General features: G+C 70.9%; 23 protein-coding genes and 1 rRNA gene. 11 read left to right on the top strand and 13 right to left on the bottom strand.

The genetic code is table 11. The features are described 5' to 3' along the window. Window positions 1-41: 41 nt before the first annotated feature. On the bottom strand, window positions 42-686 hold the full coding sequence (locus D7X30_RS37905; RefSeq protein ID WP_158619459.1) for an EcsC family protein: 645 nt from the start codon (window positions 684-686) through the stop codon (window positions 42-44). 283 nt (window positions 687-969) lie between these two features. Here D7X30_RS37905 and D7X30_RS37900 point away from each other — a divergent pair, with 283 nt between their 5' ends. Continuing rightward, complete coding sequence (locus D7X30_RS37900) at window positions 970-1,203, top strand: DUF4177 domain-containing protein (RefSeq protein ID WP_158619458.1); 234 nt, start codon at window positions 970-972, stop codon at window positions 1,201-1,203. Next, a complete protein-coding gene (gene yidD, locus D7X30_RS37895) occupies window positions 1,200-1,559 on the top strand; it encodes a membrane protein insertion efficiency factor YidD (RefSeq protein ID WP_120567858.1) in 360 nt (119 codons plus the stop codon). Before D7X30_RS37900 ends, yidD begins: the two co-directional genes overlap by 4 nt. A 6-nt stretch (window positions 1,560-1,565) precedes the next feature. Here yidD and D7X30_RS37890 read toward each other — a convergent pair whose 3' ends face one another. The 4 genes from D7X30_RS37890 to D7X30_RS37875 form a co-directional block, all read right to left on the bottom strand. Next, complete coding sequence (locus D7X30_RS37890; RefSeq protein ID WP_120567857.1) at window positions 1,566-3,149, bottom strand: ATP-binding protein; 1,584 nt, start codon at window positions 3,147-3,149, stop codon at window positions 1,566-1,568. Further along, a complete protein-coding gene (locus tag D7X30_RS37885) occupies window positions 3,146-3,610 on the bottom strand; it encodes a response regulator (RefSeq protein WP_014392985.1) in 465 nt (154 codons plus the stop codon). Before D7X30_RS37885 ends, D7X30_RS37890 begins: the two co-directional genes overlap by 4 nt. After that, window positions 3,607-7,026, bottom strand: a complete 3,420-nt coding sequence (locus D7X30_RS37880; protein WP_120567856.1) for a PAS domain-containing protein — start codon at window positions 7,024-7,026, stop codon at window positions 3,607-3,609. The genes D7X30_RS37885 and D7X30_RS37880 overlap by 4 nt, the downstream gene beginning before the upstream one ends. 256 nt (window positions 7,027-7,282) lie before the next feature. Next, window positions 7,283-8,176, bottom strand: coding sequence for a DUF4846 domain-containing protein (locus D7X30_RS37875; protein ID WP_120567855.1), 894 nt, complete (start codon window positions 8,174-8,176; stop codon window positions 7,283-7,285). 193 nt (window positions 8,177-8,369) lie between these two features. Between D7X30_RS37875 and D7X30_RS37870 the strand changes: the two genes are divergently transcribed. Then, window positions 8,370-8,972 carry a CDP-alcohol phosphatidyltransferase family protein gene (locus D7X30_RS37870; RefSeq protein ID WP_120567854.1) on the top strand — a complete coding sequence of 201 codons (603 nt, stop codon included), beginning with the start codon at window positions 8,370-8,372 and terminating at the stop codon, window positions 8,970-8,972. Window positions 8,973-8,982: 10 nt separating this feature from the next. On the opposite strand, the gene D7X30_RS37865 is transcribed toward D7X30_RS37870, so the two are convergent. The 4 genes from D7X30_RS37865 to glpD all read right to left on the bottom strand — a co-directional run bounded on the left by D7X30_RS37865 (window position 8,983) and on the right by glpD (window position 13,978). After that, on the bottom strand, window positions 8,983-9,192 hold the full coding sequence (locus D7X30_RS37865) for a hypothetical protein (protein WP_120567853.1): 210 nt from the start codon (window positions 9,190-9,192) through the stop codon (window positions 8,983-8,985). 62 nt (window positions 9,193-9,254) lie between these two features. Then, complete coding sequence (locus tag D7X30_RS37860) at window positions 9,255-9,998, bottom strand: hypothetical protein (protein ID WP_147443417.1); 744 nt, start codon at window positions 9,996-9,998, stop codon at window positions 9,255-9,257. A 190-nt stretch (window positions 9,999-10,188) separates the two neighbouring features. Beyond that, window positions 10,189-12,009 carry a S8 family serine peptidase gene (locus D7X30_RS37855; RefSeq protein ID WP_120567851.1) on the bottom strand — a complete coding sequence of 607 codons (1,821 nt, stop codon included), beginning with the start codon at window positions 12,007-12,009 and terminating at the stop codon, window positions 10,189-10,191. Between the two features lie 271 nt (window positions 12,010-12,280). Further along, complete coding sequence (glpD, locus tag D7X30_RS37850; protein ID WP_120567850.1) at window positions 12,281-13,978, bottom strand: glycerol-3-phosphate dehydrogenase; 1,698 nt, start codon at window positions 13,976-13,978, stop codon at window positions 12,281-12,283. 204 nt (window positions 13,979-14,182) lie between these two features. Between glpD and D7X30_RS37845 the strand changes: the two genes are divergently transcribed. The 4 genes from D7X30_RS37845 to D7X30_RS37830 all read left to right on the top strand — a co-directional run bounded on the left by D7X30_RS37845 (window position 14,183) and on the right by D7X30_RS37830 (window position 18,590). Next, entirely contained in the window at window positions 14,183-14,599 is a 417-nt protein-coding gene (locus tag D7X30_RS37845) for a hypothetical protein (protein ID WP_120567849.1), read from the top strand. Between the two features lie 174 nt (window positions 14,600-14,773). Beyond that, complete coding sequence (locus tag D7X30_RS37840) at window positions 14,774-16,993, top strand: TonB-dependent receptor (protein ID WP_233592064.1); 2,220 nt, start codon at window positions 14,774-14,776, stop codon at window positions 16,991-16,993. Then, complete coding sequence (locus D7X30_RS37835; protein ID WP_120567848.1) at window positions 16,993-17,763, top strand: hypothetical protein; 771 nt, start codon at window positions 16,993-16,995, stop codon at window positions 17,761-17,763. The genes D7X30_RS37840 and D7X30_RS37835 overlap by 1 nt, the downstream gene beginning before the upstream one ends. Continuing rightward, the gene (locus D7X30_RS37830) at window positions 17,763-18,590 is read left to right on the top strand and encodes a hypothetical protein (protein WP_120567847.1); all 828 of its coding nucleotides are present in this window, start codon (window positions 17,763-17,765) and stop codon (window positions 18,588-18,590) included. Before D7X30_RS37835 ends, D7X30_RS37830 begins: the two co-directional genes overlap by 1 nt. A gap of 54 nt (window positions 18,591-18,644) precedes the next feature. On the opposite strand, the gene D7X30_RS37825 is transcribed toward D7X30_RS37830, so the two are convergent. Next, window positions 18,645-18,836: a hypothetical protein gene (locus D7X30_RS37825; protein ID WP_120567846.1), complete on the bottom strand. Its 192-nt coding sequence runs from the start codon at window positions 18,834-18,836 to the stop codon at window positions 18,645-18,647. Between the two features lie 217 nt (window positions 18,837-19,053). Between D7X30_RS37825 and D7X30_RS37820 the strand changes: the two genes are divergently transcribed. From D7X30_RS37820 to D7X30_RS37810, 3 genes are all read left to right on the top strand, one after another. Further along, a complete protein-coding gene (locus D7X30_RS37820; RefSeq protein WP_120567906.1) occupies window positions 19,054-19,470 on the top strand; it encodes a hypothetical protein in 417 nt (138 codons plus the stop codon). 100 nt (window positions 19,471-19,570) lie between these two features. After that, window positions 19,571-19,915 carry a hypothetical protein gene (locus tag D7X30_RS37815; protein ID WP_120567845.1) on the top strand — a complete coding sequence of 115 codons (345 nt, stop codon included), beginning with the start codon at window positions 19,571-19,573 and terminating at the stop codon, window positions 19,913-19,915. Between the two features lie 10 nt (window positions 19,916-19,925). After that, window positions 19,926-20,891, top strand: coding sequence for a tetratricopeptide repeat protein (locus tag D7X30_RS37810; protein ID WP_120567844.1), 966 nt, complete (start codon window positions 19,926-19,928; stop codon window positions 20,889-20,891). Between the two features lie 14 nt (window positions 20,892-20,905). On the opposite strand, the gene D7X30_RS37805 is transcribed toward D7X30_RS37810, so the two are convergent. Continuing rightward, entirely contained in the window at window positions 20,906-21,205 is a 300-nt protein-coding gene (locus D7X30_RS37805) for a hypothetical protein (RefSeq protein ID WP_120567843.1), read from the bottom strand. A gap of 31 nt (window positions 21,206-21,236) precedes the next feature. Between D7X30_RS37805 and D7X30_RS37800 the strand changes: the two genes are divergently transcribed. After that, window positions 21,237-21,437 carry a SlyX family protein gene (locus tag D7X30_RS37800; protein ID WP_120567842.1) on the top strand — a complete coding sequence of 67 codons (201 nt, stop codon included), beginning with the start codon at window positions 21,237-21,239 and terminating at the stop codon, window positions 21,435-21,437. A 9-nt stretch (window positions 21,438-21,446) separates the two neighbouring features. Here D7X30_RS37800 and D7X30_RS37795 read toward each other — a convergent pair whose 3' ends face one another. Beyond that, window positions 21,447-21,893, bottom strand: a complete 447-nt coding sequence (locus tag D7X30_RS37795; RefSeq protein WP_120567841.1) for a hypothetical protein — start codon at window positions 21,891-21,893, stop codon at window positions 21,447-21,449. A 202-nt stretch (window positions 21,894-22,095) separates the two neighbouring features. Next, a 5S ribosomal RNA gene (rrf, locus tag D7X30_RS37790) occupies window positions 22,096-22,166 on the bottom strand; the annotation flags it as partial.

The following is a 22,166-nucleotide window of genomic DNA, read 5'->3' as shown; positions in this document are numbered from 1 at the left end:
CAGCGCGAAGGCCCACCGTCAACGACAAGCCCCGCGCCCGGTCATCCAGGCGACACGGGCACCAAGGCCCCCGGTCCTGGCGCGAACAACCGCCGGGCCGTGGCCCCCACCGCGCGGCACGCGAGCGCATCCACCGCGCCGCCCACCAGCCCACCGGCCAGCGGCACCACCTTGGACAGGTTCACGACGCCCTTCTGCGACGCCTTGCTCACCAACCGGAAGCCCACCGCGCGGTTGATGCTGCTCAGCGCATGCATTGGCACAGCCTCCAGCGCGCGCATGCCCAACTGTTGGCTGATCTCGATACCGGCCTGCTTCACCACTTCCTTGCCAATGTCCCCCACGATGGCCAGCAGCGTGAGGGTCCGCACGCGGTCCTCCTCCACGTCGTGCCCGTGGATGCGAGCGATGGCGCCCACCAGCCGCGCCTGCACCATCCACGACACGCCCAGGCCCGCGGGCAGGGACACCGGCAGGGTGAGCAGACCGCCCAGCCCGGACAGGAAGCCCGTGGTGAACAGCTTCCCCGTCTCCCAGTGGATGAGCGAATCGATGCGCGCTTCGTGGTCCGCGTAGCGCGTGTCGCGCAGATACTCGTCCGCCAGCCCCGTCGCGCTGCACAGCGGCCCCAGGCCCTCGAAGCCCGCGTCCAGCACTGCGTTCACGACTTTCAGCGGCTTCGACATGCGTCCATCCTCCACGATGAGGCCAGCCCCGCATCCTACCCGGCGGAGGTCCCCTGCTGGAGCCAGGCGGCTCCGCCACCGGCCCCCCAGTCCGTCCTCCAGGCAGGCACGCGAACCCCATACGCGGCGTCCCACGCGAGCCTGCCGGCCCGTCGAGGTCCGAGCCATCCCACGCACGGGGTATGGCCAAACCCACGCACTGGAGTGAAGCATGAATTCTTGCCACGCGGCCGGCCTGAGACAGCATCCGCCGCCAATCCCAGACACCCCGAAGGAGCCCTGGATGTACGAGTATCACGTGGATGCCTTTGTCCCGCCCGCCCCCGGCTGCAACTCCACGGACCCGGGCTGGAACCCCAAGCGCTGCGGCGACTTCGCGAAGTTCCTCAACAACTACGCCGCGCAGGGCTGGAAGCTGCACTCCAGCGAATACCGCGCCGTCACCGCGACCAAGGGCTGTGGCACCGCGACGGGCTCCTGGCTGGTGTGCGTCTTCGAGCGGACGAAGCAGGAATGAGCCCGGGCCACCCGCCCGCGCGGGCCGAACCGCCGCCCTGGGAGGGCAACCCCTACTCCGCCCTCGCCCTCTTCCCCGAGGAGGCCCGCGAGCTCCAGGCCGCGCCCGCGCCCCAGCCCACGCGCCTGCCCTGGTGGCTCAACCCGCTGTGCCTCGTCGCGGTGGGGCTCGTCCTGCTGTACCGCCACGGGGTGCCCCACCGCTGGAAGCGGCAGTGCATCTACACGCCCACGTGCTCGCTGTACGGGCTCCAGTCCCTGAAGAAGTACGGCCTCTGGCGCGGAGTCCTCCGCACCTGGGCGCGCATCCGGCGCTGCAACGACGTGCTGTTCCTCGGGGGAACCGACCTGCCATGAGGCGCCCTACTCCGGCACCGGAGCGGTCATCTCCCTCGGAGGAACCCGCGGCAGGCGCACGGTGAACACCGTGCCTTCCGCCGCGGACGACCGCGCGTCCACCGTCCCGCCGTGCGCCAGCACCAGCTGCCGCACGATGTAGAGCCCCAGCCCGATGCTGCGCTCGGAGCGCCCCGCCGTCGTGCCGCGCTGGAGCGGCTCGAAGATGCGCGGGAGCATCTCCGGGGGAATGGGGTCGCCCCCGTTGCGCACGTGCACCACGACGGCGTCCTGCTCGCCCCGGCTCTCCACGCGCACCGGCGTGTCCTCCGGGCTGTACTTCAACGCGTTGCCCAGGATGTTGGACAGCACCTGCGCCATCCGGTCGGAATCCCACGACCCCTGCCCATCCCCCACCTGCTCCATCTGGAGGGTGCGCTCCGGGTGCGCCGTGCGCGCCTCCTCCACCACCTGCAGCGTGAGCGCGTGGAAGTCACACGGCGCCGCGTGCACCGGGATGCCGCCGCCCATGCGCGCCTGCGTGAAGTCCAGCAGGTCGCGGATCATCCGAGTGGCCCGCTCCGCCGCGGACAGGACGCGCGCCGCCGCCTTCGCGTGCCACGGCTGGATGTCGTCGCGCCGGAGCATCAGCGACGCGCCAGTGAGGATGGCGCCCAGCGGGTTGCGCAGGTCGTGGCTGACGATGCCAATGAGCTGCTGCTCGAACTCCACCCGAGCCTGTGCCTCGTGCACCAGCTTCTGCCGCTCCTCCTCCGCCCGCCGCCGCTCCGTGATGTCGCGCATGGCGCCCACGATGCGCCGCGCCTTCCCGCTCTCGCCGCGCAGGATGGAGCCCTGCGCCGCCACGTACGCGTACTCCCCGTCCTTGCGCAGCACGCGGTACTCGTCCTGCCACCGGTCTTCGTCCGAATCGAACGCCCGCTGCAGCCCCGCCAGCACCCGCTCGCGGTCCTCGCCGTGGATGTGCCTGCGCCACCACGCCGCGTCCGCGCCCACCTCTTCCACCGGGAAGCCGAAGACCTCCTCCGTCGCGTCGCCAATCCAGTGCATCGCGTCCGTCTGGAGATCCAGGTCCCAGATGGCGTCGAAGCTCGCGTGCGCCACCAGCTGGTAGCGCTCCTCGGAGCGGCGCAGCGCCTCCTCCGTGCGCTTGCGCAGCCGCACCCCTTCCGCCTCGCGCAGCGCCCGCCGCACGCTGGGGCCCAGCCGCTCCAGCCGGTCCTTCAGCACGTAGTCCGTGGCGCCGCGCTTGAGCAGCTCGATGGCGCGGTCCTCGCCCAGCGCACCGGACACGAAGAGGAACGGCATGTCCGGACACACGGCCTTCGCCGCCTCCAGCGCGCTCATCCCGTCGAAGCCCGGCACGTTGTAGTCCGACAGGATGAGGTCGAACTTCCCCTTCTCCAGCGCCGCGACGAAGGCCGCCCGCCCCTGCACGCACTCCAGCTTCGAAGGCAGCCCGCCCTCCTCCAGCTGCGCGGCCACCAACTGCGCGTCCAGCGGGCTGTCCTCCAGCAAGAGGATGGACAGGGGCCGCTCCGCCGATGGCAGAGTCGTCAGGTCCAGCGCGGCGCCGCCGCGTGCGCTCACTTCGAGGCTCCGGACGCGCCAGGGGAGCCCGGCGGCGGCTGGTTCACCACCGCCCAGAACAACCCCAGCTCGCGCAGCGCGGACACGAAGTCCGGGAAGGCCACCGGCTTCACCACGTAGGCATTCACGCCCAGGCCGTAGCTGCGCGCCAGGTCACGCTCCTCGCGCGACGAGGTGAGCATCACCACCGGCACCGCCTTCAGCTCCGGAGCGCCCTTCACCTTCTCCAGCACCTCCAGCCCGTCCACCTTCGGCAGCTTCAAATCCAACAGCACCACCGCCGGGTGGCCGTCCTGCCGGTTCGCGTACTCGCCCTTGCGGAAGAGGTAGTCCAGCGCCTGCTGTCCGTCGCGCACCACCACCACCTCGTTGGCCAGGTGCACCTCTTCCAGCGCCGCCAGGGTGAGCGCCACGTCGTTGGCGCTGTCTTCCACCAGGAGGATCCGCTTGAGGTCAATCACGCGTGCGTCTCGACTTTCTTCTCCACTGGAGAAGCGCGGGGCAGGGTGAAGGTGAAGGACGCGCCCTGCCCCACGGCGCCCTCCGCCCAGGTCCGTCCTCCATGGCGCGACACGATGCGCCGCACGTTCGCGAGCCCGATACCGGTGCCCTCGAACTCCTCGGCCGTGTGCAGGCGCTGGAAGACGCCGAACAGCTTGTCCACGTACTGCATCTCGAAGCCCACGCCGTTGTCGCGCACCCACACCGCGACCTCGGTCTCCGTCTCCCGAGCCCCCACCTCGATGAGGGCCTCCGGCTTGGGACGGGTATACTTCAGCGCGTTCGCCAACAGGTTGTGGATGACCTGCCGCAGGAGCGCCGGGTCGCCTTCCACCGTGGGCAGGCTTCCCACCCGCCACTCCACCTGCCGCCCGGTGGCCTCCGGCATCAGGTCGCGCCGGGCCTCCTCCACCAACTGGCCCAGGTCCACCCGCGACTGGCGCAGCTCCGCCCGGCCCATGCGGCTGAACGCGAGCAGGTCATCCACCAGCGTGCCGCCCTGCTTCGCCGCGCCCGCGATGGTGGTGAGGTAGCCGCGCGACACGTCGTCCAGCTTCGCGCCCGCCCGCCGATCCAGCAACTGCGCGAAGCCGGTGATGTGGCGCAGCGGCGCGCGCAGGTCGTGCGACACGGAGTAGCTGAAGGACTCCAGCTCCTTGTTCGCCTCCTGCAGCTGGGCGGTGCGCTCCCGCACGCGCTTCTCCAGGCCCGTGTTGAGGTGGCGGATCTCCTCCTCCGCCCGCTTCAGGCTCTCCATCATGCGGCGCTCGTCGTCGATGTCCGTGTTGGTGCCGAACCAGCGGACGATGCGCCCTTCGCCGTCCCGCACGGGCATGGCGCGCGACAGGAACCAGCGATAGCTGCCGTCCGCGCGGCGCAGGCGGAACTGGTCCTCCCACAGCGTCCCCTCGCGCAGGGCCGCGCTGAAGTGCTCCAGCACGCGCCCGGCGTCCTCCGGGTCCAGCAGCTCGTTCCAGTCCTTCTCCCCCACCTGCGAGGGCGTCGTCCCGGTGTAGTCGTACCAGCGCTGGTTGAACCAGAACATGCGCCCGTCCGGCTCCGCCATCCACGACAGCTGCGGGATGGAGTCCGCCAGCGTGCGGAACTGCTGCTCGCGCTCCTTGAGCTCCGCGGCCAGCGCCTCGATGCGCCGGCGCGCCAGCACCTGCTCCGTCACCTCCCAGGACACGGACACGATGCCGTCCACCTTGCCCTCGGCGTTGCGCAGCGGCTGGAAGGTGAGGTTGAAGTAGCCCTCGGGCGCCTCCTGCCCCACGTCGCGCCCCAGGCGCATGGGCACCTCGTGGCCGCGGTAGGTCTCTCCGGTGCGGTAGACCTCCTCCAGCTGGGCCACCTGCCCCTGGTCCTTGAGCTCCGGCAGCGCCTGGCGCACGGTCAGGCCCAGGAGCGGCCGGGACCCGGTGAGCTTCAGGCGCAGGTCGTTGGCCATCTCGAAGACGAGCTCCGGCCCGCGCAGCACGGTGATGGCGGCGGGCAGCTGCTTGAGCACCGCGAACAGGTTGCGCCGCTCCGCCTGCGCCGTCTCGTACAGGCGGGCGTTCTCCAGCGCCACGCTGGCCATCTGCGCCAGCTGCACGGCGATGGTCTCGTCCTCCGCGTCGAAGTCGCCCTCCAGCTTGTCGGACACCTGCATCAGGCCCAGGTTGCGGCCGTCGTGCCCCACCAGCGGCACCGCGAGGAAGCCCTTCAGGGGCAGCGCGGGCGGCGGCGCGGGCGGCGCCTGGGTGTAGTCCGCGTGCTGGCGCAGCTCCTCGCGCGTCAGACGCAGCGGCCGGTTCTCCTGGCACACCCGGGCGAAGAGGCCGCGCTCGTCCACGGACACCTGGGCGGCGCCGGGCGCCAGCGGATCATGATCCACCGCGGACAGCGAGGCGAGCGGCGGTGCATCCCGGCCGTCCGCCACCTGCACGAAGGACTGGTTCGCGCCAATCAGCTTGCGCGCCTTGAGCGTCACGAGCTCCAGGATGGCCGGCACGCTGCCCGCCGCGTTGAGCGCCAGGCTCGCGCGCGACAGGCCACGAAGCTGCTCGGTGCGGCGCAGCTCGCCCGCCATCAGCCGGGCCCGCTCCGCGTCAGCGCGCTTGCGCGCGGTGATGTCCTGCACGGTGCCCACGAAGCGCACCGGCTTGTCGTCCTGGAAGTGCGTGCGGCCCGTGGCGCGCACCCAGCGCTCCACGCCGTCCTTCAAGCCCACGGTGCGGTAGGCCACGTCGTAGTCGCCCTTGCCGCTGGGGTCCCAGCTGAGCGCGATCGCGCGCTGCACGGCGTCCCGGTCCTCCGGGTGCAGGCCCGCGAGGAACTTGTCGTAGGACGACTCCGAGTCGGGCGGCAGGCCGAAGAGCGCCTTGCAGCGCGCGTCCCACTTGAGCTCGCCCGTGACCACGTCCATGTCGAAGGTGCCCAGCTGGGTGGCCGTCAGCGCCAGGCGCAGGCGCTGCTCGCTGTCCACCAGCGCGGCCTGCTGCTTTCGCAGGTCCAGCGTGAGCGCCTCCGTGTGCCGGCGCGCGCGCACGAACTCCGTCACGTCGGTGGCCAGGGTGATGATGCCGGACGCGGTGCCGTCCACCTCCACCATCGGGTGGTAGATGACGTTGAAGAAGACGGAGTCCGGCTGGCCGTCGCGCACCAGCTTCACCTCGAATTCCGGCCGCACGAAGGGCTGCTTCGTGCGCACCACGCCGCGAAGCACCTCCATCACCTCCGGCTGCGAGGCCATCTCCGGGAACGCGTCCAACATCGTCTGGCCCGGCGTCACCCGCCGGCCCACCAGCAGCTCGTAGTAGGGGTTCGCCAGCTCGAAGACGAAGTCCGGCCCGCGCGTGATGGAGATGCCCACCGGGGCCTGCATGAAGAACGCATGCAGCCGCTCGCGGTGGACGGCCTCCAGGGCGTGGCGCTCGCGCTCGCGCAGCGACTCCTCGTGCCGCTGCACGGCTTCGCGCGCCAGGTGCAGCTCCACGAACATGGACACCTTCGCCAGGAGGATTTCAGGCCGCAGCGGCTTGCGCAGGTAGTCCACCGCGCCGTGCGCGTAGGCCGCCAGCCACTCCTTCTCTTCGCCGTCGCCCGCGGTCATCAGCAGCACGGGCGTGCGCCGGCTGCGATCGCGCTCACGCAAGAGGCCCAGCACCTCCACGCCCGTCATGTCGCCCAGGTTCATGTCCATCAGGACGGCGGCGAAGTCCTCGTCCAGCACCCGCCGCAGGGCCTCGCGTCCGGAGGTGGCGCGCACCAGCCGCTGCCCCAGGGGCGTGAGGATGCCCTCCAGCGCCAGGAGGTGCCCGGGCGTGTCGTCGACGAGGAGGATGCTGGCCCTGGGGGAAGACGCGGGCGCGGACGCGGCGGCGGAGGACATGGTGGAGGCTCGGGGGACGGGCTCCTCTTCCCTTTAGGCTGGCAGGCACGCGGTGGGGGACGGGCCCGGCTTCGGTGTGTCCCCGTTGACGGCAGGACAACACTCCACGCCGCAAACCTGCCTCCTCCCTCCCGTCGATTCCAGCAGAACCCTTGGGCGTCCTCCGTTTACCGCCCCCTCGTCCGCCGGGGGACACACCAGGAGGGCGCCCGTCCCCCAGGCCGCACCTCGCTGGCGTTCCAGGTTTCCCGGGCGATCAGGGCGAGGGCAGCCGGCGCAGGGACGTCATGGGAAAGGGCGCCCAGAAGGGCGTCGCCAGGCTCTCCCCTTCCAGCGGGAACCAGGGCCCGTCCCTTCCCGCCAGGACGTGGAAGTCCTGCGCGGGAGTGAAGCCCTGGCCCACCAGCGCCACCCGTTCACCCTTCGCGTTGGTGGCCACGTCCAGCACGAGCACCGTGTGGCCGGGGCTGCCCCCCAGGACGAAGAAGTCCCCTGAGCGCAGCTGCTCCCGCGTGGGACGGGCGCCCTCCGCCTGGAGCGACAGGGTGCCTGCGTAGGTGAAGAGCAGGTTCAGGTAGTTGCGGAAAGCCACCCGCGAGCTGTCCGCCGCCGCGCTCCCCGGCACCCACGTCACCTTCGAGCCGGCGACGCGCGCCCGCTCTCCAGCTGCGTACCGGGGCCAGGACGCCAGGTGGCCGCTGGTGAAGCGGTAGGCGATGCGCTCCGACTGACCAGACGCCCAGCGCCACTCCGCGTGAAGGCGCAGGATGGAGTCCGCGCACTGCTGGAGGTTCGCGGTGCCCACGTCCAGCTCCCCCACCGCCGCGAGCCGGGAGTCGGAGGCCGCCAGCACGGTATTGCCCTGGAAGTCGCGCACGGGAGAGCCTTCCGGGCGCAGGGGCAGGCCGCGCAGCCAGGCGCCAAAGGAGCCCACCTCCAGGGGCACGCGCGTGTAGCCCTCCGGTGGCGCGAAGGTCTCCTCCAACGAGCGCACCTGGGCGGAGGCCGGCAGCCACGGGTAGCGCGTCCGCTCCTCCGCCGTGGGGGCCCGAGTCGAGACCTTCGCCCGCCCGGCCGCTTCACAGCTCACCAGGGACAGCGCGGCGGTGAGCAGGGTGGCCAGTGCCAGCAGGGGGCGGAAGGGTCCCATCGCGGTCAAGAGGCGGGCTCCAGGAAGACAGAGGCCGGGGAAAATCCCGGACCATGCCCTGGGACACCGCACGCGGGCCGCGGGGTCCCTTCGTTGGGCGTGGATCCACGAGGGCACCGGAGGAGTTCTTCGCCGGACGCTCGCCACGACGGGCAGGTGCGCCCCGGGGGGCGAGCACTACCTTTTGAAAGCCATGCACCGTCGGGCAAGCCTCGTGCTGCTCAATACGCTGTCCCTGTCGCGACTGCCGCTCGCCGCGGTGTTCATCGCGGTGTCGGACCTGCGCATGAGGGCCTTCCTGGTGGTGCTGGCCGCGGCGACGGACTTCCTGGACGGCTGGATTGCCCGGCACCGGGGACTGGCCACGCGCGTGGGAGCGCTCATCGACCCGGTGGCGGACCGCGCCTTCATGGTGACGGCCTTCATCGTGTGTCTGCTGGATGGGCTCATCGACCCGGTGGAGCTGACGCTGCTGCTCCTGCGGGACATCGGCACGGCCATCGGCTTCATCGTCGCCAGGGTGCGGCCGGACATGCGGACCATCGAGCTCAAGGCGCGGATGCTGGGCAAGGTCGTCACGACGTTGCAGCTCGCGGTGTTGCTGTGCGTCCTGCTCTACCCGCCGCTGGTGCGGCCGCTCGTCGCGCTCGTCGCGATGCTGTCGCTGGCGTCGGTGGTGGACTACTCGCGGGCGGTGTGGCGCCAGCGTCAGCACCGGGAACGGCCGCCGTCCCGGCCGTCCTCGCGCATTCCCCATGGGCCCACGGGTGCACCCATGGGGTCCGTGCGGGAGTGACACGAACGCCTCACGCGGGCACGGCGCGCGTGGCCACGGAGACGGCCAACCGGTCGCGCTCGCGCTCCATGGCGGCGCGCTCGCCGTCGGACAGGGCGTCCCAGACCTCGTCCATCGTGTCGAGCAGCGCGTCCGCTTCGGGTGAATCTCCGCCGGGCGCGCGGGCGCGGACGAGGGCCAACTTGTGCAACAGGGTTCGGTATCGGTTGTAGACCGTCATGGTGGAAACCTCCGTCCGGGAGACGCGGACGGGGCCATGCGGCTGACGGAGGGGCCCCCTGGCTACCGGCGGCGTTGAGTCTCGGCGTCGCGCCGGGCCTCGGCGCCGGTCAGCACGGCGATCTCCCGCGTGTGGCTCCGGCCCACCAGGTTCACGGTGGCGCGCACGCGCTCGCCCTCCTTGAGCTCCGTCACGCGGATGTCCTCGCCGTCACGGACGATGCGCGTCTGGGTGCTGATCTCCAGCGGCAGGCGCGTGCCCTCGTTGTCGATGACGACCTCCTTGTCGGACACCGAGCGCACCTTTCCCCGGTAGATGGCGTCCACCACCGCGACGCCCTGCGGAGCGCCTGGGGCGGAGGGCTTCGCCGTGGAGGGAGCTTTAGTTCCCGTGTTGCCCGTGCCCCCCGTGCCCGAGTTCGTCTCCGGGCCCGGGTTGGGCGGAGTCGTCTGTCCCTCCGGGTTCGGCTCCGCGCTGGGGCTGTTCGGATCCGACGCCGAGCTGTCCCCCGCGGTGCCCTGCGCGGGCGCGGTGCCAGGAGCCGTCCCAGCGGGGGCCTGCGTGTTCGTCCCGGAGCCTCCCGTCCCTGGCTGCTGCTGGGGCGTCGTCACCGGAGCCGGCGGCGTCGCCGCGGGAGCCTGCTGCGTCGCCGCGGGAGCCTGCTGCGTGGCTGGCCGCGAGCTCGCGGGAGCGGTGCTCTCCTCGGACGCCGCGTCATCCCTCATGCCGCCGGATTGAGTCCCGGCGCACATCAGCAGGAAGGCCAGACCCGCGATTCCCAATCCCAGCCAGGTGTCTCGCCTCATGCGTCGCGTGCCTCCCTTCTTGGGAAGGTGCATGCGCACGCGGCACGAACCACCGGCCCGGAGGCCTGGCGGTCGCCTGTCCGTCCGGACTGCCAACCCACGACCCGGCGCCTGCTCGGAAGAAAAGGAAACGCCCCCGGTCCCACGAAGGGACACGGGGGCGTTGGCCCACGGGCGCGCAGGCGCGCCGCTACGGCAGCGGGAGCGGACCGCCGCCCTGGGGCAGCGTGCGCGCCAGCTCCACGGCCTCGGCCGCCTGCACCAGGCCGTAGCCGTACTTCTCGTCCTTGCCCGGCGTCGTCTTGTCGTCCTTCGCCGTCTTCTCCAGCACCGCGCGCACGTGCGCGGCGCTCAGGTCCGGCCGGGCGCTGAACACCAGCGCGGCGACGCCCGACACGTGCGGGGTGGCCATGGAGGTGCCTGACTCGCGCTGGTAGTCCAGGCCGGTGATGGACACCGTGACCTCCTGGCCCATCATCTTCTTGAGGGACGTGCCGGCCGCCATGGACACCGATACCGTGGGCACCCAGTGCGAGTTCGCGGAGCCCAGCGTGAAGGTGCCGTCCCCGTCCTCCGCCACGTTGTTGCCGATGATGACCGCGCGGGCGCCGGCCTGGATGACATTGCGCGCCTTCTCCTCGAAGAACAGGTCGCCGCGGTCCACATAGGCGACGAAGCCTTCGCAGGTGGCGGACTCACCGCACGCCGCGCGGTCCACGCCCAGGCCGCAGTTGACCAGCCGGCCCGTGTACGTGCCCTGCGCGGTGTACGTGAGCGGCGACGAGGTGATGGGCGACGACGCCGCGGTCACCGAGGACAGCGACGCCGCCCCCAGCACCGTGGCGCTCAGCACGTTCACGCCCGGCCCCACCACGGACAGCTCCTGGCCGAACTGCGAGAAGGGCGCGTACTCGCCCTGCAGGTCCACCGCGCCCACCGCCATCACCGACGGCAGGTACGCGGCCGGATACGCGATGCCGGGCTTGCCCTTGGTGCCGTCGTTGCCGCTGGCCGCGACGGACAGCATGCCGTTGCCGTTCTCCCAGACCTTCTCGAACATCAGCCGCTCGGTCTCGGACGGCTCCGGCGCGCCCAGCGACAGCGAGGCGACCTTCGCCCCTTGCGAATGGCACCAGTCCACCGCCGAGATGACGTCGTCCGTGCGGCCGCCGCCGTCCGTGTCCAGCACGCGCGCCACGAGCAGCGACGCGCCCGGCGCCACGCCCACCACGCCGTTCGGCTCCTCCCCGGGCGCCACGCGCGCGCCGGAGCCCGCGCCGAACTGCGCCAGGATGGTGGCGGACACGTGCGTGCCGTGGCCGCCGCCCACCGTCACCACGCCCTGGGACTCGCTCTGGTCGGACGGGTCATCGTCGTCGTCGACGAAGTCCTTGCCCATGAGGAACGCCGCCTTCAGCTCCGGGTGCTTGCTGTCCCAGCCGCTGTCGATGACGCACACCTTCACGCCCTCGCCCGTGGGCGCGCCGGGGTCGATGACGCCGTCGTTGTTCGCGTCCCACACCTGCGGGACCTGGATCATCTTGAGCCCTTCCGTGTACTCGCCCACCGACCCCTGCGTGTTGTACACGCCCTGCCACGACGCCAGCGGAGGGGGCGTGGGCAGGCCCAGCGCGCGCACACGGCGGTTGGGCGTCACGGAGAGCACGTCCGAGCGGAGCTTCAGCGCGGAGATGGCCTCCGGCGACAGCCGTGCGGACACCATGTTCATGTTCGGGATGCGGCGCTTCACCGTGCCGCCCTCGCGCTCCACGGCCGCCGCGATGTCCGCCGACGCGGCCAGCGCGCTCGCGGTCACCTTCGGCTTGTAGGTGATGATGACGCCGTCCGGCGCCGTGTCCGTGCTCAGCGGGGAGACCCCTGGCTTCGGCAGCGACATCTCCGCGGTGCCAGGACACGCCTGGGGCAGGACGTCGATGGGGTCGGGGTCGCTGCCACAGCCGCTCGCCACCAGTCCGGACAACCCAAGCCCAAGCCAAAGCCAACGCTTCATGGGGTGTATCTCCTTCGCCCGGCCAACGTGGATTACCGCGCCGTGACCCGCCGCCCCGAAAGGGGGCCGGAAGGAACGGGCCGGCCCTGCTTCCCGTTCCCAAGACGATTTAAGCATGGACGCAGCACGACTGCTCGGGCGGCTGTCGTGCGCCCGACGGCCATCCGGTACCGGTCCAACGTGAGGCGCTCAACGCTGATGGGGAGCGCTTCCTTCGAGGCAGGACCTCCGGCCCGGCATGACGCACCGGGCCCGGTGACCCAGCAGGGCGTCAGGCGTCGGAAGGATCCACGCCGAAGACGCGCTGGGCATCCACGGCGTAGGCCGCCAGCTGACGCTCGGTCTCCGCCGCGTCCCAACCCAGGCGCGGCGCCATCACCTCCGCGGCGCGGACGGCGGCGGCGCGGCCCTGGTCGCGCGTCTCGAACGCGACCTTGAGGCGGCGGATGAGCAGGTCCGCGAGCGTCTGGACCATCTCGTGGGACACGCCCCAGACGGCCTCGGCGCGGCGGTACGGCAGGCCCTCGACGAGCGGCTCGGCCAGCTCGGGAGACTCGCGAGTGAGCGCCCACACCGCGTGCCAGCGGCTGCCGTACGCGCGCACCAGGTGTTCGCCCGTGGCCGCGTCCCCCACCTCCTGCTTCGCCGCCGCGAGCTCCGCGTCCAGCTTGAGGAGGTCGCCGCCCGGCAGGGGCTGCTCGTGGGTGACGGGCTTCTTGTGCGGGAGGGAAAGATGGCGCTCCACGGCGTTGACCACGTCGCGAGCCATGACCCGGAAGGTGGTGAGCTTGCCGCCGCTGATGGCCAGCACGCCGGACGGGCTCACGTCGATGGAGTGCTCGCGGCTCGCGCTGCCCGCGTCGCTGTTGCCGTGGTAGCCGCTCGCCGCCAGCGGGCGGATGCCGGCCCAGGCGCTGACCATGTCCTCGCGGGTGAGGTTCGCGGCGGGGAAGAAGGCGTTGGCGGAAGAGAGCAGGTAGGCCACGTCCGCCTCGCTCGCGCGCACCTCGGCCGGATGGGCGCGGGTGGCGGTCTCCGTCGTGCCGATGAGGGTGAACGCATCCGCGGGGAGGATGAACATCACGCGGCCATCCACGGGCGACAGGAGCGTGAGCGCGTCCCCGATGTTCAGCCGCGAGCGGGGCACGGCGATGTGCACGCCCTTGCTGCCGCGCACCGCGGGCCCCGTGCGCTCCTGCTGCGAATCCAGCCGGCGGATCTCATCGCTCCAGGGCCCGGTCGCGTTGACGACGGCGCGCGCGCGCACGGTGTGCTCCAGGCCGGTGAGGTGATCCACCACCACCGCGCCCTTCACCTTGCCGTCCTCCAGCACCAGCCGCTTCACGGAGGCGTGGTTGAGCACCACCGCGCCGGCCTCGCTCGCGCCCAGCGCGTTGGCCAGCGTGAGGCGAGCATCGTCGGTGGCCGCGTCGTAGTAGCGGGCGCCGCCCTTGAGGCCTTCGGAACGGATGCCGGGTTCGGCCTCCACCAACTGCTTGAGCGACAGGCGCTGATACGCCTTCACGTTCCGGAACAGGGACAGGGCGTCGTACAGCATCAGGCCCGCGTTGAGCTTCCAGCGCGGCACGCGAGCCCCTTCGTAGACGGGCCAGATGAAGGCCAGCGGGCGCACCAGGTGGGGCGCCAGGTGGAGCAGGCGGCGCCGCTCGATGCTCGACTCGAAGACGAGCCCCAGGTGGCCATGCTCCAGGTAGCGCAGGCCGCCGTGGATGAGGCGCGACGAGCGGCTGGACGTCCCGCTGGCGAAGTCCTCGCGCTCCACCAGGGCCACCTTCAGGCCCCGCAGCGCCGCGTCCCGGGCAGCCCCCGCCCCCGTCACCCCGCCGCCAATGACGAGCAGGTCGAACGACTCACTCCCCAGCGCACGCAGACGGTCGGCGCGCGAGGGCGGGGCAGGAACCTCCGTGGAGGCAGGCAGGGAACGAAGCGCGGCGGATTCGGAACGCACGTGACGAGTCTATGACGGGAAGTCTGTGGCCGCAGCGGATTCCGATGCGATGCGTCAAGAGGTCCACGGGGTCATGGGGCTGGGCGACAGGGAACTGTCGCGCAGCGAGCGGCGGAGGCCGCCTTGCGTGTCGGGGGGAGGACGGATAGGCAGGCAGCCGCCTCACCTCCCCCGTCCTGGACGCTCCGCCGCCCCCGAACCGCCGTGTGGGATTCCCGAGACCGACGAGACCTGGCGTTCCTGGGACTGTGGGTCCTGGTGTACGGGCTCGCGGTCGCGCCGGTGCTGCACGCGGTGGTGGGACACGGTGGAGGCCTGGGACGCCACGGCCATGAGCACGGCGCCAGCACCCACGTCCACCGCACCACGGGTACGTGTGACGCGACGAAGGCCGCGTGTCCGACGGAGTCCGAACAGGGCACACCGGACGGAGCGAAGCGGGGCCATGGCCACCAGCACCTGACGGGCTCGGTGGAGCACCTGCTGGCGGTGGCGGCGAGCTGGACCGTGTTCGTGCCGCCGAAGTTGCGCTGGGTGTCCTGGCGGGTGGAGCCGGAGCGAAGCCCGGAGTGGTCGCCGGGCCAGCGGTTGCGGTCCGCGGCGATGCCGCAAGGCCCCTAGGCCCCTTCGGACCTCCGTAAGGATGACTTGCGAGCACGAGGACCGTCTGGCCCACGCCAGGCACGGGCCTGCGTGAGCGTGTGTCCTGAAGCCGTCTGTCTTTCAACCCGCACGCCCCGGAGCGCGTCCCGACGCGCGTCGGGGACGTGTCGTCGTGCGTTCCCCACCGTGACCATGTTGCTCATCGCGTTCGCCACGCTCTCGACGTGTCTTCCCTCGGCCATTCCCACCGCACAGGAAGGACCGCGCCAGGAAGTCACCAACCACGCGGTGACAGAAGCCACGCAGCAACAGCAGCAACCCGAACTCCAACAGCCGACGGAGGCCCCGGGTGAGACAGACGCGACGCCACCCGAGCAGCAAACGCCCTCCAGCGACGCGGTCGCATCTCCAGCTGAGCAGCAGCCCTTGGAAGCGACGCCGCCGCCAGAGGCCACCGGGAAGCAGCGTTCCACGGTGGTGCGAGGCACGCGTCCGGCCCAGAGCGCCGCCGAGGTCACCATCGGCCGGGACATCCTCGACACGGCACCACGCATGAACGCGACGGACGTGCTCCGCGTGGTCCCGGGCCTGGTGGCCTCGCAGCACAGCGGCGAGGGCAAGGCGCAGCAGCTCTTCCTCCGAGGCTTCGACGCGCTCCACGGCCAGGACGTGGAGCTGAACGTCGGAGGCCTGCCGGTGAACGAGGTGAGCCACATCCACGCGCTGGGCTACGCGGACACCAACTTCATCATCCCGGAGCTCGTCCAATCGCTGGAGGTGACGGAGGGCTCCTACCGCGCGTTCCAGGGGGACTTCGCGGTCGCGGGAACGGTGCGCATGGACCTGGGCGCGCGTGAAAAGGGCGTGGAGTTCGCCGGCACGCTGGGCCAGTTCAACACGCGCCGGCTCGTCGTGACGGTCCGCCCGGGAGAGGACCCCGGCACCTTCGCGGCGGCGGAGCTCAGTGAGAGCGACGGCTTCGGGCCCCAGCGAGGCTACGGCCGGGCCGCGCTGCTCGCCCAGGGGAACCTGGACCTGGGCCACGGCCTGAGCGCGCGAGTCCTGGGAGGCAGCTACGCCACGCGCTTCGACTCCCCCGGAGTGGTGCGAGAGGACGACCTCGAAGCCGGGCGCCGCACCTTCTACTCCGGCTCCTTCGACCGTCAGGGAGGCACGGTCTCCAGGCATCAGCTCCTCATCGGAGTGGACCTCCCGCGCGAGGGCACCGCGCGCACGCGCCTGGAGGCCTTCGGAATCCTCTCGGACCTGCGCCTGCGCAACAACTTCACGGGCTACCGGGTGGACGACCGGGGCGACGGCCTGGAGCAGACCCACGACGGCTCCACGCTGGGCCTGCGCGCCGAGCACCGCCGCCAGGTCACGCTCTTCGACCGCCCCGTCGCGCTGGAGCTCGGCCTGGGAGGAAGGCGCGACGGCATCCACCAGACGCAACGCCGTTACCGCGAGACGGACGGCACCTTCTTCGCGGACGAGGTGGACGCGAACCTCACCCAGACGGACGTCTGGGGTTACGCCGAAGCCAGGCTCCCACTGGGCCGCTGGGCCTTCCGGCTGGGAGGCCGCGCGGACGCGCTGGGCGTGGAGGTCTTCGACGCGCTCGCCTTCCGGGACCCGCGCTACTACGACGGGCAGGGCTACTCGCGCAGCGCCTTCGGGGTGCACTGGGGCGCGAAGGCCGGCGTCGAATACGCGCTCACGGACACCTGGGCCCTCTTCGCCAGCTACGGAGACGGCTTCCGTTCCCCACAGGCGCGAAGCCTCGCGGAAGGAGAACAGGCCCCGTTCGTGAACGTGCACGGCGCGGAGCTGGGCACCCGGATGGACGGAGAACGTCTGTCCCTCCAGGCGAGCGTCTTCGGCTCACAGGTAGCGGACGACTTCTTCTTCGACCACACGGTGGGCACCACCGTCTTCACGGGAGAGACACTGCGCACGGGCGTCTCCGCGTCCCTGCAAGCGCGTCCGCTCGAAGGCGTCACGGCCGCGCTGAGCGCCACGGTGGCGAACGCGACGGTGACGAAGACGGACGCGAAGCTCCCCTACTTCGCACCGCTGGTCGCCCGAGCGGACATCGGTTGGGAGAAGCCGCTGCCCGGCATCGACGCCGTGCTGTCCCTGGGCACGGGCCTCACGCTCATCGGACCCAGGCCCCTGCCCTATGACGAGTACAGCCACACCGTGTTCCTCGTGGACGTGCAGGCCGCGCTGCGGCGGGGAGCGCTCGCGCTGCGGCTCGACGTGAAGAACCTGCTCAACACGCGCTGGCGCGACGGCGAGTTCGTCTACAGCTCGCGCTTCGACCCCACCGCCCAGCCGAGCCTCGTTCCAGCCAGACATTTCACCGCGGGGGCGCCACGCGTGGCCTCGCTCACCCTGGAGGTCCACCTGTGATGAACCCGATTCCCACCCCGCTCCGAGCGCTGGCGCTGACCGCGGCCCTGATGAGCCTGGGCTGCGGCGGCAAGACGGAAGCGGAGCGCCGCACCTTCGCCGTGGCGATGACGGCGACGGCGCCCACGGCCCCCAACGAGTACGGCTGGACGGTGACGCCCGAAGCCGCGCAGCTCTCCGTGGGATCGGTGCGCTTTTTCGAGGGCCGCGTGCTGCTATCGCGGCGCCTCCCCCGATTCGACTGGTACTCGCTCATCGGAGGCACCGCGAACGCGCACCCCGGCCACTACGTCCCGGGGGATGCCCTGGGAGAGGTGCTCAACGCCCAGACCGTGGATCTGCTCGCGGGCGGAAGCCTGGGCAGCGCCAACGCCGTCACCGGCTCGTACGGCTCGCTGGAGCTGACGCTCGTGGCGCCCACGGCGGCCACGGACGCGCAGAACGTGCTCGAAGGCCACCAGGCCCACGTGCGAGGCACCGCGACCCACACGTCCGGAGCCACGGTGCGCTTCGACGCGACGGTGGATCTACCCAAGGCCATCGAAGGCGTGCGCTTCGAGCGCGATCTCCAGCAGGAGGCCGGCTTCGTGCGCATCTCGGTGGACCTGGGGAAATGGATGGACCGCATCGACTTCGCCACCGCGTCGCTTCCGGACGCGACTGGCGTTTCCACCTTCCCCGCCGGCAGCCAGGCCCAGAACGGGCTGGTGCGCGGCGTGGAAGACACCAGCGCCTACGTCGTGACGTGGGTGGAAGGAGCAGCGCAGTGATGAAGAATTGGCTGATGGGTGTGTCGTGTCTGGGCCTGGTCGCCTGCTCGTCGGGTCAGGGCAACGTGACGTTCACCACGTACGGAGAGGACTTCATCGAAAAGGAGATCCCCGTCAGCGCCTTCGAGGACGGCTGGACGGTGAAGTACACCAAATTCCTCGTGAAGCTGAGCGAGGTGAAGGTCGCCAACGGCGAGGGAGTGACCGCCGCCGAGCAGACGGCCGCGAAGGTGTACGACGTGCACCGTCCGGGCCCCGTGGACGTCGCGAAGTTCAGCGACCTGGCCGCCGAGGACTGGGACGAGGTGAGCTACGCCATCGCCCCCGCCACGAACGCCACCGCGGGCAACGCGGACGCGGAAGACGTGACGCGGATGAACACCGAAGGCTGGTCCGTCTACGTCGAGGGCACGGCCACCAAGGGCGCGGCCACCAAGAGCTTCCACTGGGGCTTCGCCACCAACACCCTCTACGAGCACTGCGAGAGCGAGGACATCGGCAACGGCGTGACGGTGCCCAAGGGCAGCACGGAGACGGTGCAGCTCACCATCCACGGCGACCACTTGTTCTTCGACGACCTCCAGTCGCCGGACGCGAAGATGCGCTTCGACGCCATCGCCGCGGCGGACAGCACGGGCATCGTCGGTCCAGACGGCGAAATCACCCTGGATGAGCTGGGCCTGGTGAACCTGACGTCGCTGCCCTCGGGCCAGTACGGCACGGGAGGCGCGGGCAGCGTGCGGACGCTGCGCGACTTCGTGACGGCGCTCGTGCGCACCGTGGGCCACTACCGCGGCGAAGGCGAGTGCTCGCCGCGCGTCCGCTAGGACACGCCCCCGGAGGGGCCGGCCCGAACGCGCGGCCGGCCTCTCCCGTTTCACTCAGCGCTTCGAGGAATCGTCCCCGCCCGTCGTGCCACCGCCGTGCGAAGGCATGTGGGACGGCGGGTTCGGAGGACGGTTCGGGTTCATCTGGTTGGAGCGGTTGTCCTGGGCGGACTTGTGCTCCGGGCGCTCGGGGTTCTTCGTGTTGGAGCGCTGATCATTCGGGCTCGGGGTCTTGTGCTTGCTCATCGTTCGGCGTCCTCCGTGTGTCCGGACATGGGCGCCCGGACGGAAGGCACGGTAGGGAGACGCCCCCGGGAAGCGCAGGGGCCCAGCGGGCGCTGCCTGGTGTCCGGCACCGGTCGTTCGGGCTGTCCTCCCCGGCCCGGGAGCGCCCGCGGCGGTCTCCCGCGGATGCCGGGGAGGATGCGAATGCCTACTCCTTGACCCCGGGGAGGTGCGGCGCGTGAAGACCGTGACCTACGAGCGCAGTGGCCAGACGAACACCGGAGCGCAGGCGCTGCGAGTGGAAGGCCTCAAGCACCTGCGCGTCCTGGAACAGGGCGAACCGGTGGTGGAGCGGGACCTGACGCCGGAGGAGATCCACCGGCTGGCCCCCTTGCTGGAACCCCTGCAGCGGGAGCCCGAACCCGCCACCCTCGCGCCCCAGGCAGGAGGCCCGGACATCCTGGCGGTGACCTTGGCCTTCGAGGACGAGGAGACGCCCCGCTTGAGACTCGCCACCGAGCGACTGCCCGCGAAGGGGGGCGGGTATGATCGCCTGCTCGAGGAGCTGGACGCGCTGCTGTCCGCGGAGCTCCACGCGCGAGCCCCCCGCCACGCCCACGCCGTCCTGCCACACCAGCTCCGTCACGATGAATGACGGAGGCCGCACGGTCCGTGAGGGCCGCATCGGTCAGGGCACAGCAGGGGAGCAGCCGGGGCCGGTTGCCCTGGAGGCCCGCTTCTGACAGACAAGAAGCATGAAGCGCGTGCAGTTCTCCGTGCACCGCACGGTCGGAGAGGCACGGATGCTGGCAGGGGCCCTGGAATCGGCCGGGCTCTCGGTCGACATCCGCGGCGAGTCCCTGGTCCCGCTGAGCGGTGAGATTCCCAGCACCGAGGCCTGGGTGGAGCTGTGGCTGTGGCCGCAGGAGCTGGAAGCCGGGCGCCAGGTCCTCGCGGAGCTCCAGGCCAACCAGGAAGCCGCCAACCGTTCGGTGACCTGTCCACGCTGTGGCGAGGAGAACCCCGCCAACTTCGAGCTCTGCTGGAGCTGCGAGCTGGAACTGCCGTCGGGGCTGCGCCCGCACCTCCGAGCCGTCTAGAAACGCCCCCATGAGCGACCCATCGAACGAACCGGGGGAGCGGAGCGGCCGGCGCCGGAACCAGGGTCTCCGGGGCGTCATCTGGGTCTGCGGAGCGGCGCTCGCCATCCACGTCATCCCCCTGTTCCTGCCCCGCGACATGCCCGAGCAGGAGCTGGCCATCGCGAGGGCCACGGAGAACGTGGAAGGCCGTCTGCGCTTCCTGGTGCCCCTGAAGCACAACGACAAGGCGACAGCGGCGGACCTGCGCGAAGCAGCAGAGCTCCTGCGCGAGGCCCCCGCGGAAGCGCACGACCTGGCCCTGGAAGCCGAACGGAGGGACCCGAACGCCCTGGAGACCCAGCTCCTGCTCGCGCGCATCTGCGACCGGGAGCGGATGTCCCGCTGCGTGGACCAGTCGCTCGAAAAGGCGAGGAAGCTCGCGCCGGCGGACCCACGGGCGGACCTGCTCCGGGCGGACCTGAGCGAGGAGAAGGGCAACGTCGAGGGCGCCACGGAGGCTCTGTCCCGGGCCTACAACCGCGCACCAGGCGATCCCCTCATCGGCGTGCGCTACGGCCGGCTGCTCAGCCGGGTCGGAAGGCCCGAGGACGCCCTGAAGGTGTTCACCTCCCTGGAGGGCAAGGTCCCCGCGGCCCGGCTCCTGGTGGAACAGGGACTGGTGCTCACCAAGGAAGGCCGGAGCCGCGAAGCCGTGGAGTTACTGCAGCAGGCGGTGCAGCAGGACCCGAAGCTCGCGGAAGGCCACTTCCAGTTGGGCATCGTCTGGTTCCAGTTGGGGAATCAGACCGCCGCCGAGGCAGCCCTGCGTCAGGCGGACCGTCTGGACGTGTCCGACACGCGGGCGCTGGCCACCCTCTGCACCCTCCAGGTGAAGGCAGGGAAGCTCGAGGGAGCACGCCAGACAAGGACGGACCTGGAGCGGCGCTTCCCGCAGCGGATGGACGCCATCCGGGAGCAGTGCCGGCTGCCCTGAAGCGCAGGAGACGCTCAGCGCGGCTCCTGTCCCCGAATCTGGCGCAGCATCCGCGCGGAGGCGACGACCGGCGCGTCCACGGACCCGTCAGCCCGTTCGGTGCGCACCACCGCCTGAAGGAAGGGGATTGCCTCTTCATCGCGGCCCTGCTGGAAGAGCAACTCCCCCAGCGCGAACCGGGCCTGGGTGAGGAGGACCAGGTCCTCCGCCGCCACGGCCGCATCGATGGCGTCACTCAGCGCGGACTCCGCCAACTCGGGCTGTCCGCGTCCAAGCAGCTCGCGGGCGCGCCGCAGGTGTTCAAGGGTATTCATGGGGCACGGTCCCCGAGCGGAGAAGACGGCAATGGAAGACAAGCGCCTGGTCGAGCTGGAAATCCGCTACACGCAGCAGCAGGAGCTGCTGCAGGAGCTCAGTGACGTGCTCTACCAGCAGGGGCGCGTCGTCGACGCGCTCCGGGCGGAGCTGGACCAGCTCAAGCGCAAGCTGGACGCGGAGCCGGGCCTAGTGGACGCCCGCCAGCAGGAGCGGCCACCGCACTACTGAGGCAAGGCCTCAGAACTTGTAGCCCAGCCGCAGGCCGATGATGGGATTCGGATCGAGGTAGCCCACCTCGATGCCGATGCTCGCGGCCTTGCCCTGGAGACCAAAGCCAAACGCCGCATGGGCCTTGAAGGTGTCCCCCTTGAAGAAGATCCACGGCCCCGCGAGTCCCTCGATGTAGACGTTCCGGCCCACCGTCGCGCGAAGCGAGATGTCCAACGGAACGCCAATGATGTTGCCGTCCGTGACGAGCACCGCGCCGAACCGGGCACCCACGAAGAGTGGACCCGCGACATGCCCTTCAACGCCCAGCGTGAAGTTGAACGCGGCGCTGGTGTCGACCCAGTAGTCCGCGCCCACGCCCAGGCGGACGCCGGACTGCTGCGCCTTGGATTCCGCGGGCGCCAGCAGAAGCCCCAGCGCGAACAGACCAGCGGCGTAGATTCGAAGCAGATGCATGCGAGAGGCTCCTGTCCAGAGAGGGGGAAGGAGCGCCACTCAAGCAAAAGCAGCCAGGGTCAGGCCAGCCTCAAAGCCAGGCGGCTGTACGTTCGCATCCCGTCGGATCAATCCACGAGGAGACGTGCGCCCGAAACCAGCGCCACAAGCCCGCAAAGACAAAGCCCCTGGCGCCTTTCGGCGTCAGGGGCTTTCAAAAAGAATCCGGCAGCGACCTACTCTCCCACGCGGTTTCCCGCGGAGTACCATCGGCTCTGGAGGGCTTAACTTCCG

Origin of the sequence: Corallococcus sp. AB011P (assembly GCF_003611605.1) — a bacterium.
GTDB classification, from domain to species: Bacteria; Myxococcota; Myxococcia; order Myxococcales; family Myxococcaceae; genus Corallococcus; species Corallococcus coralloides.
The sequence above is the reverse complement of the archived record's forward strand: the minus strand, read 5'-3'. Positions and strand labels throughout refer to the sequence as shown.

Bases quoted from the DNA above. Each gene is read 5' to 3' on its own strand.
- D7X30_RS37905 (WP_158619459.1), bottom strand. From the start codon at position 686: ATGTCGAAGCCGCTGAAAGTCGTGAACGCAGTGCTGGACGCGGGCTTC.
- D7X30_RS37900 (WP_158619458.1), top strand. From the start codon at position 970: ATGTACGAGTATCACGTGGATGCCTTTGTCCCGCCCGCCCCCGGCTGC.
- yidD (WP_120567858.1), top strand. From the start codon at position 1,200: ATGAGCCCGGGCCACCCGCCCGCGCGGGCCGAACCGCCGCCCTGGGAG.
- D7X30_RS37880 (WP_120567856.1), bottom strand. From the start codon at position 7,026: ATGTCCTCCGCCGCCGCGTCCGCGCCCGCGTCTTCCCCCAGGGCCAGC.
- D7X30_RS37875 (WP_120567855.1), bottom strand. From the start codon at position 8,176: ATGGGACCCTTCCGCCCCCTGCTGGCACTGGCCACCCTGCTCACCGCC.
- D7X30_RS37870 (WP_120567854.1), top strand. From the start codon at position 8,370: ATGCACCGTCGGGCAAGCCTCGTGCTGCTCAATACGCTGTCCCTGTCG.
- D7X30_RS37865 (WP_120567853.1), bottom strand. From the start codon at position 9,192: ATGACGGTCTACAACCGATACCGAACCCTGTTGCACAAGTTGGCCCTC.
- D7X30_RS37860 (WP_147443417.1), bottom strand. From the start codon at position 9,998: ATGAGGCGAGACACCTGGCTGGGATTGGGAATCGCGGGTCTGGCCTTC.
- D7X30_RS37855 (WP_120567851.1), bottom strand. From the start codon at position 12,009: ATGAAGCGTTGGCTTTGGCTTGGGCTTGGGTTGTCCGGACTGGTGGCG.
- D7X30_RS37840 (WP_233592064.1), top strand. From the start codon at position 14,774: ATGTTGCTCATCGCGTTCGCCACGCTCTCGACGTGTCTTCCCTCGGCC.
- D7X30_RS37835 (WP_120567848.1), top strand. From the start codon at position 16,993: ATGAACCCGATTCCCACCCCGCTCCGAGCGCTGGCGCTGACCGCGGCC.
- D7X30_RS37830 (WP_120567847.1), top strand. From the start codon at position 17,763: ATGAAGAATTGGCTGATGGGTGTGTCGTGTCTGGGCCTGGTCGCCTGC.
- D7X30_RS37825 (WP_120567846.1), bottom strand. From the start codon at position 18,836: ATGAGCAAGCACAAGACCCCGAGCCCGAATGATCAGCGCTCCAACACG.
- D7X30_RS37815 (WP_120567845.1), top strand. From the start codon at position 19,571: ATGAAGCGCGTGCAGTTCTCCGTGCACCGCACGGTCGGAGAGGCACGG.
- D7X30_RS37810 (WP_120567844.1), top strand. From the start codon at position 19,926: ATGAGCGACCCATCGAACGAACCGGGGGAGCGGAGCGGCCGGCGCCGG.
- D7X30_RS37805 (WP_120567843.1), bottom strand. From the start codon at position 21,205: ATGAATACCCTTGAACACCTGCGGCGCGCCCGCGAGCTGCTTGGACGC.
- D7X30_RS37800 (WP_120567842.1), top strand. From the start codon at position 21,237: ATGGAAGACAAGCGCCTGGTCGAGCTGGAAATCCGCTACACGCAGCAG.
- D7X30_RS37795 (WP_120567841.1), bottom strand. From the start codon at position 21,893: ATGCATCTGCTTCGAATCTACGCCGCTGGTCTGTTCGCGCTGGGGCTT.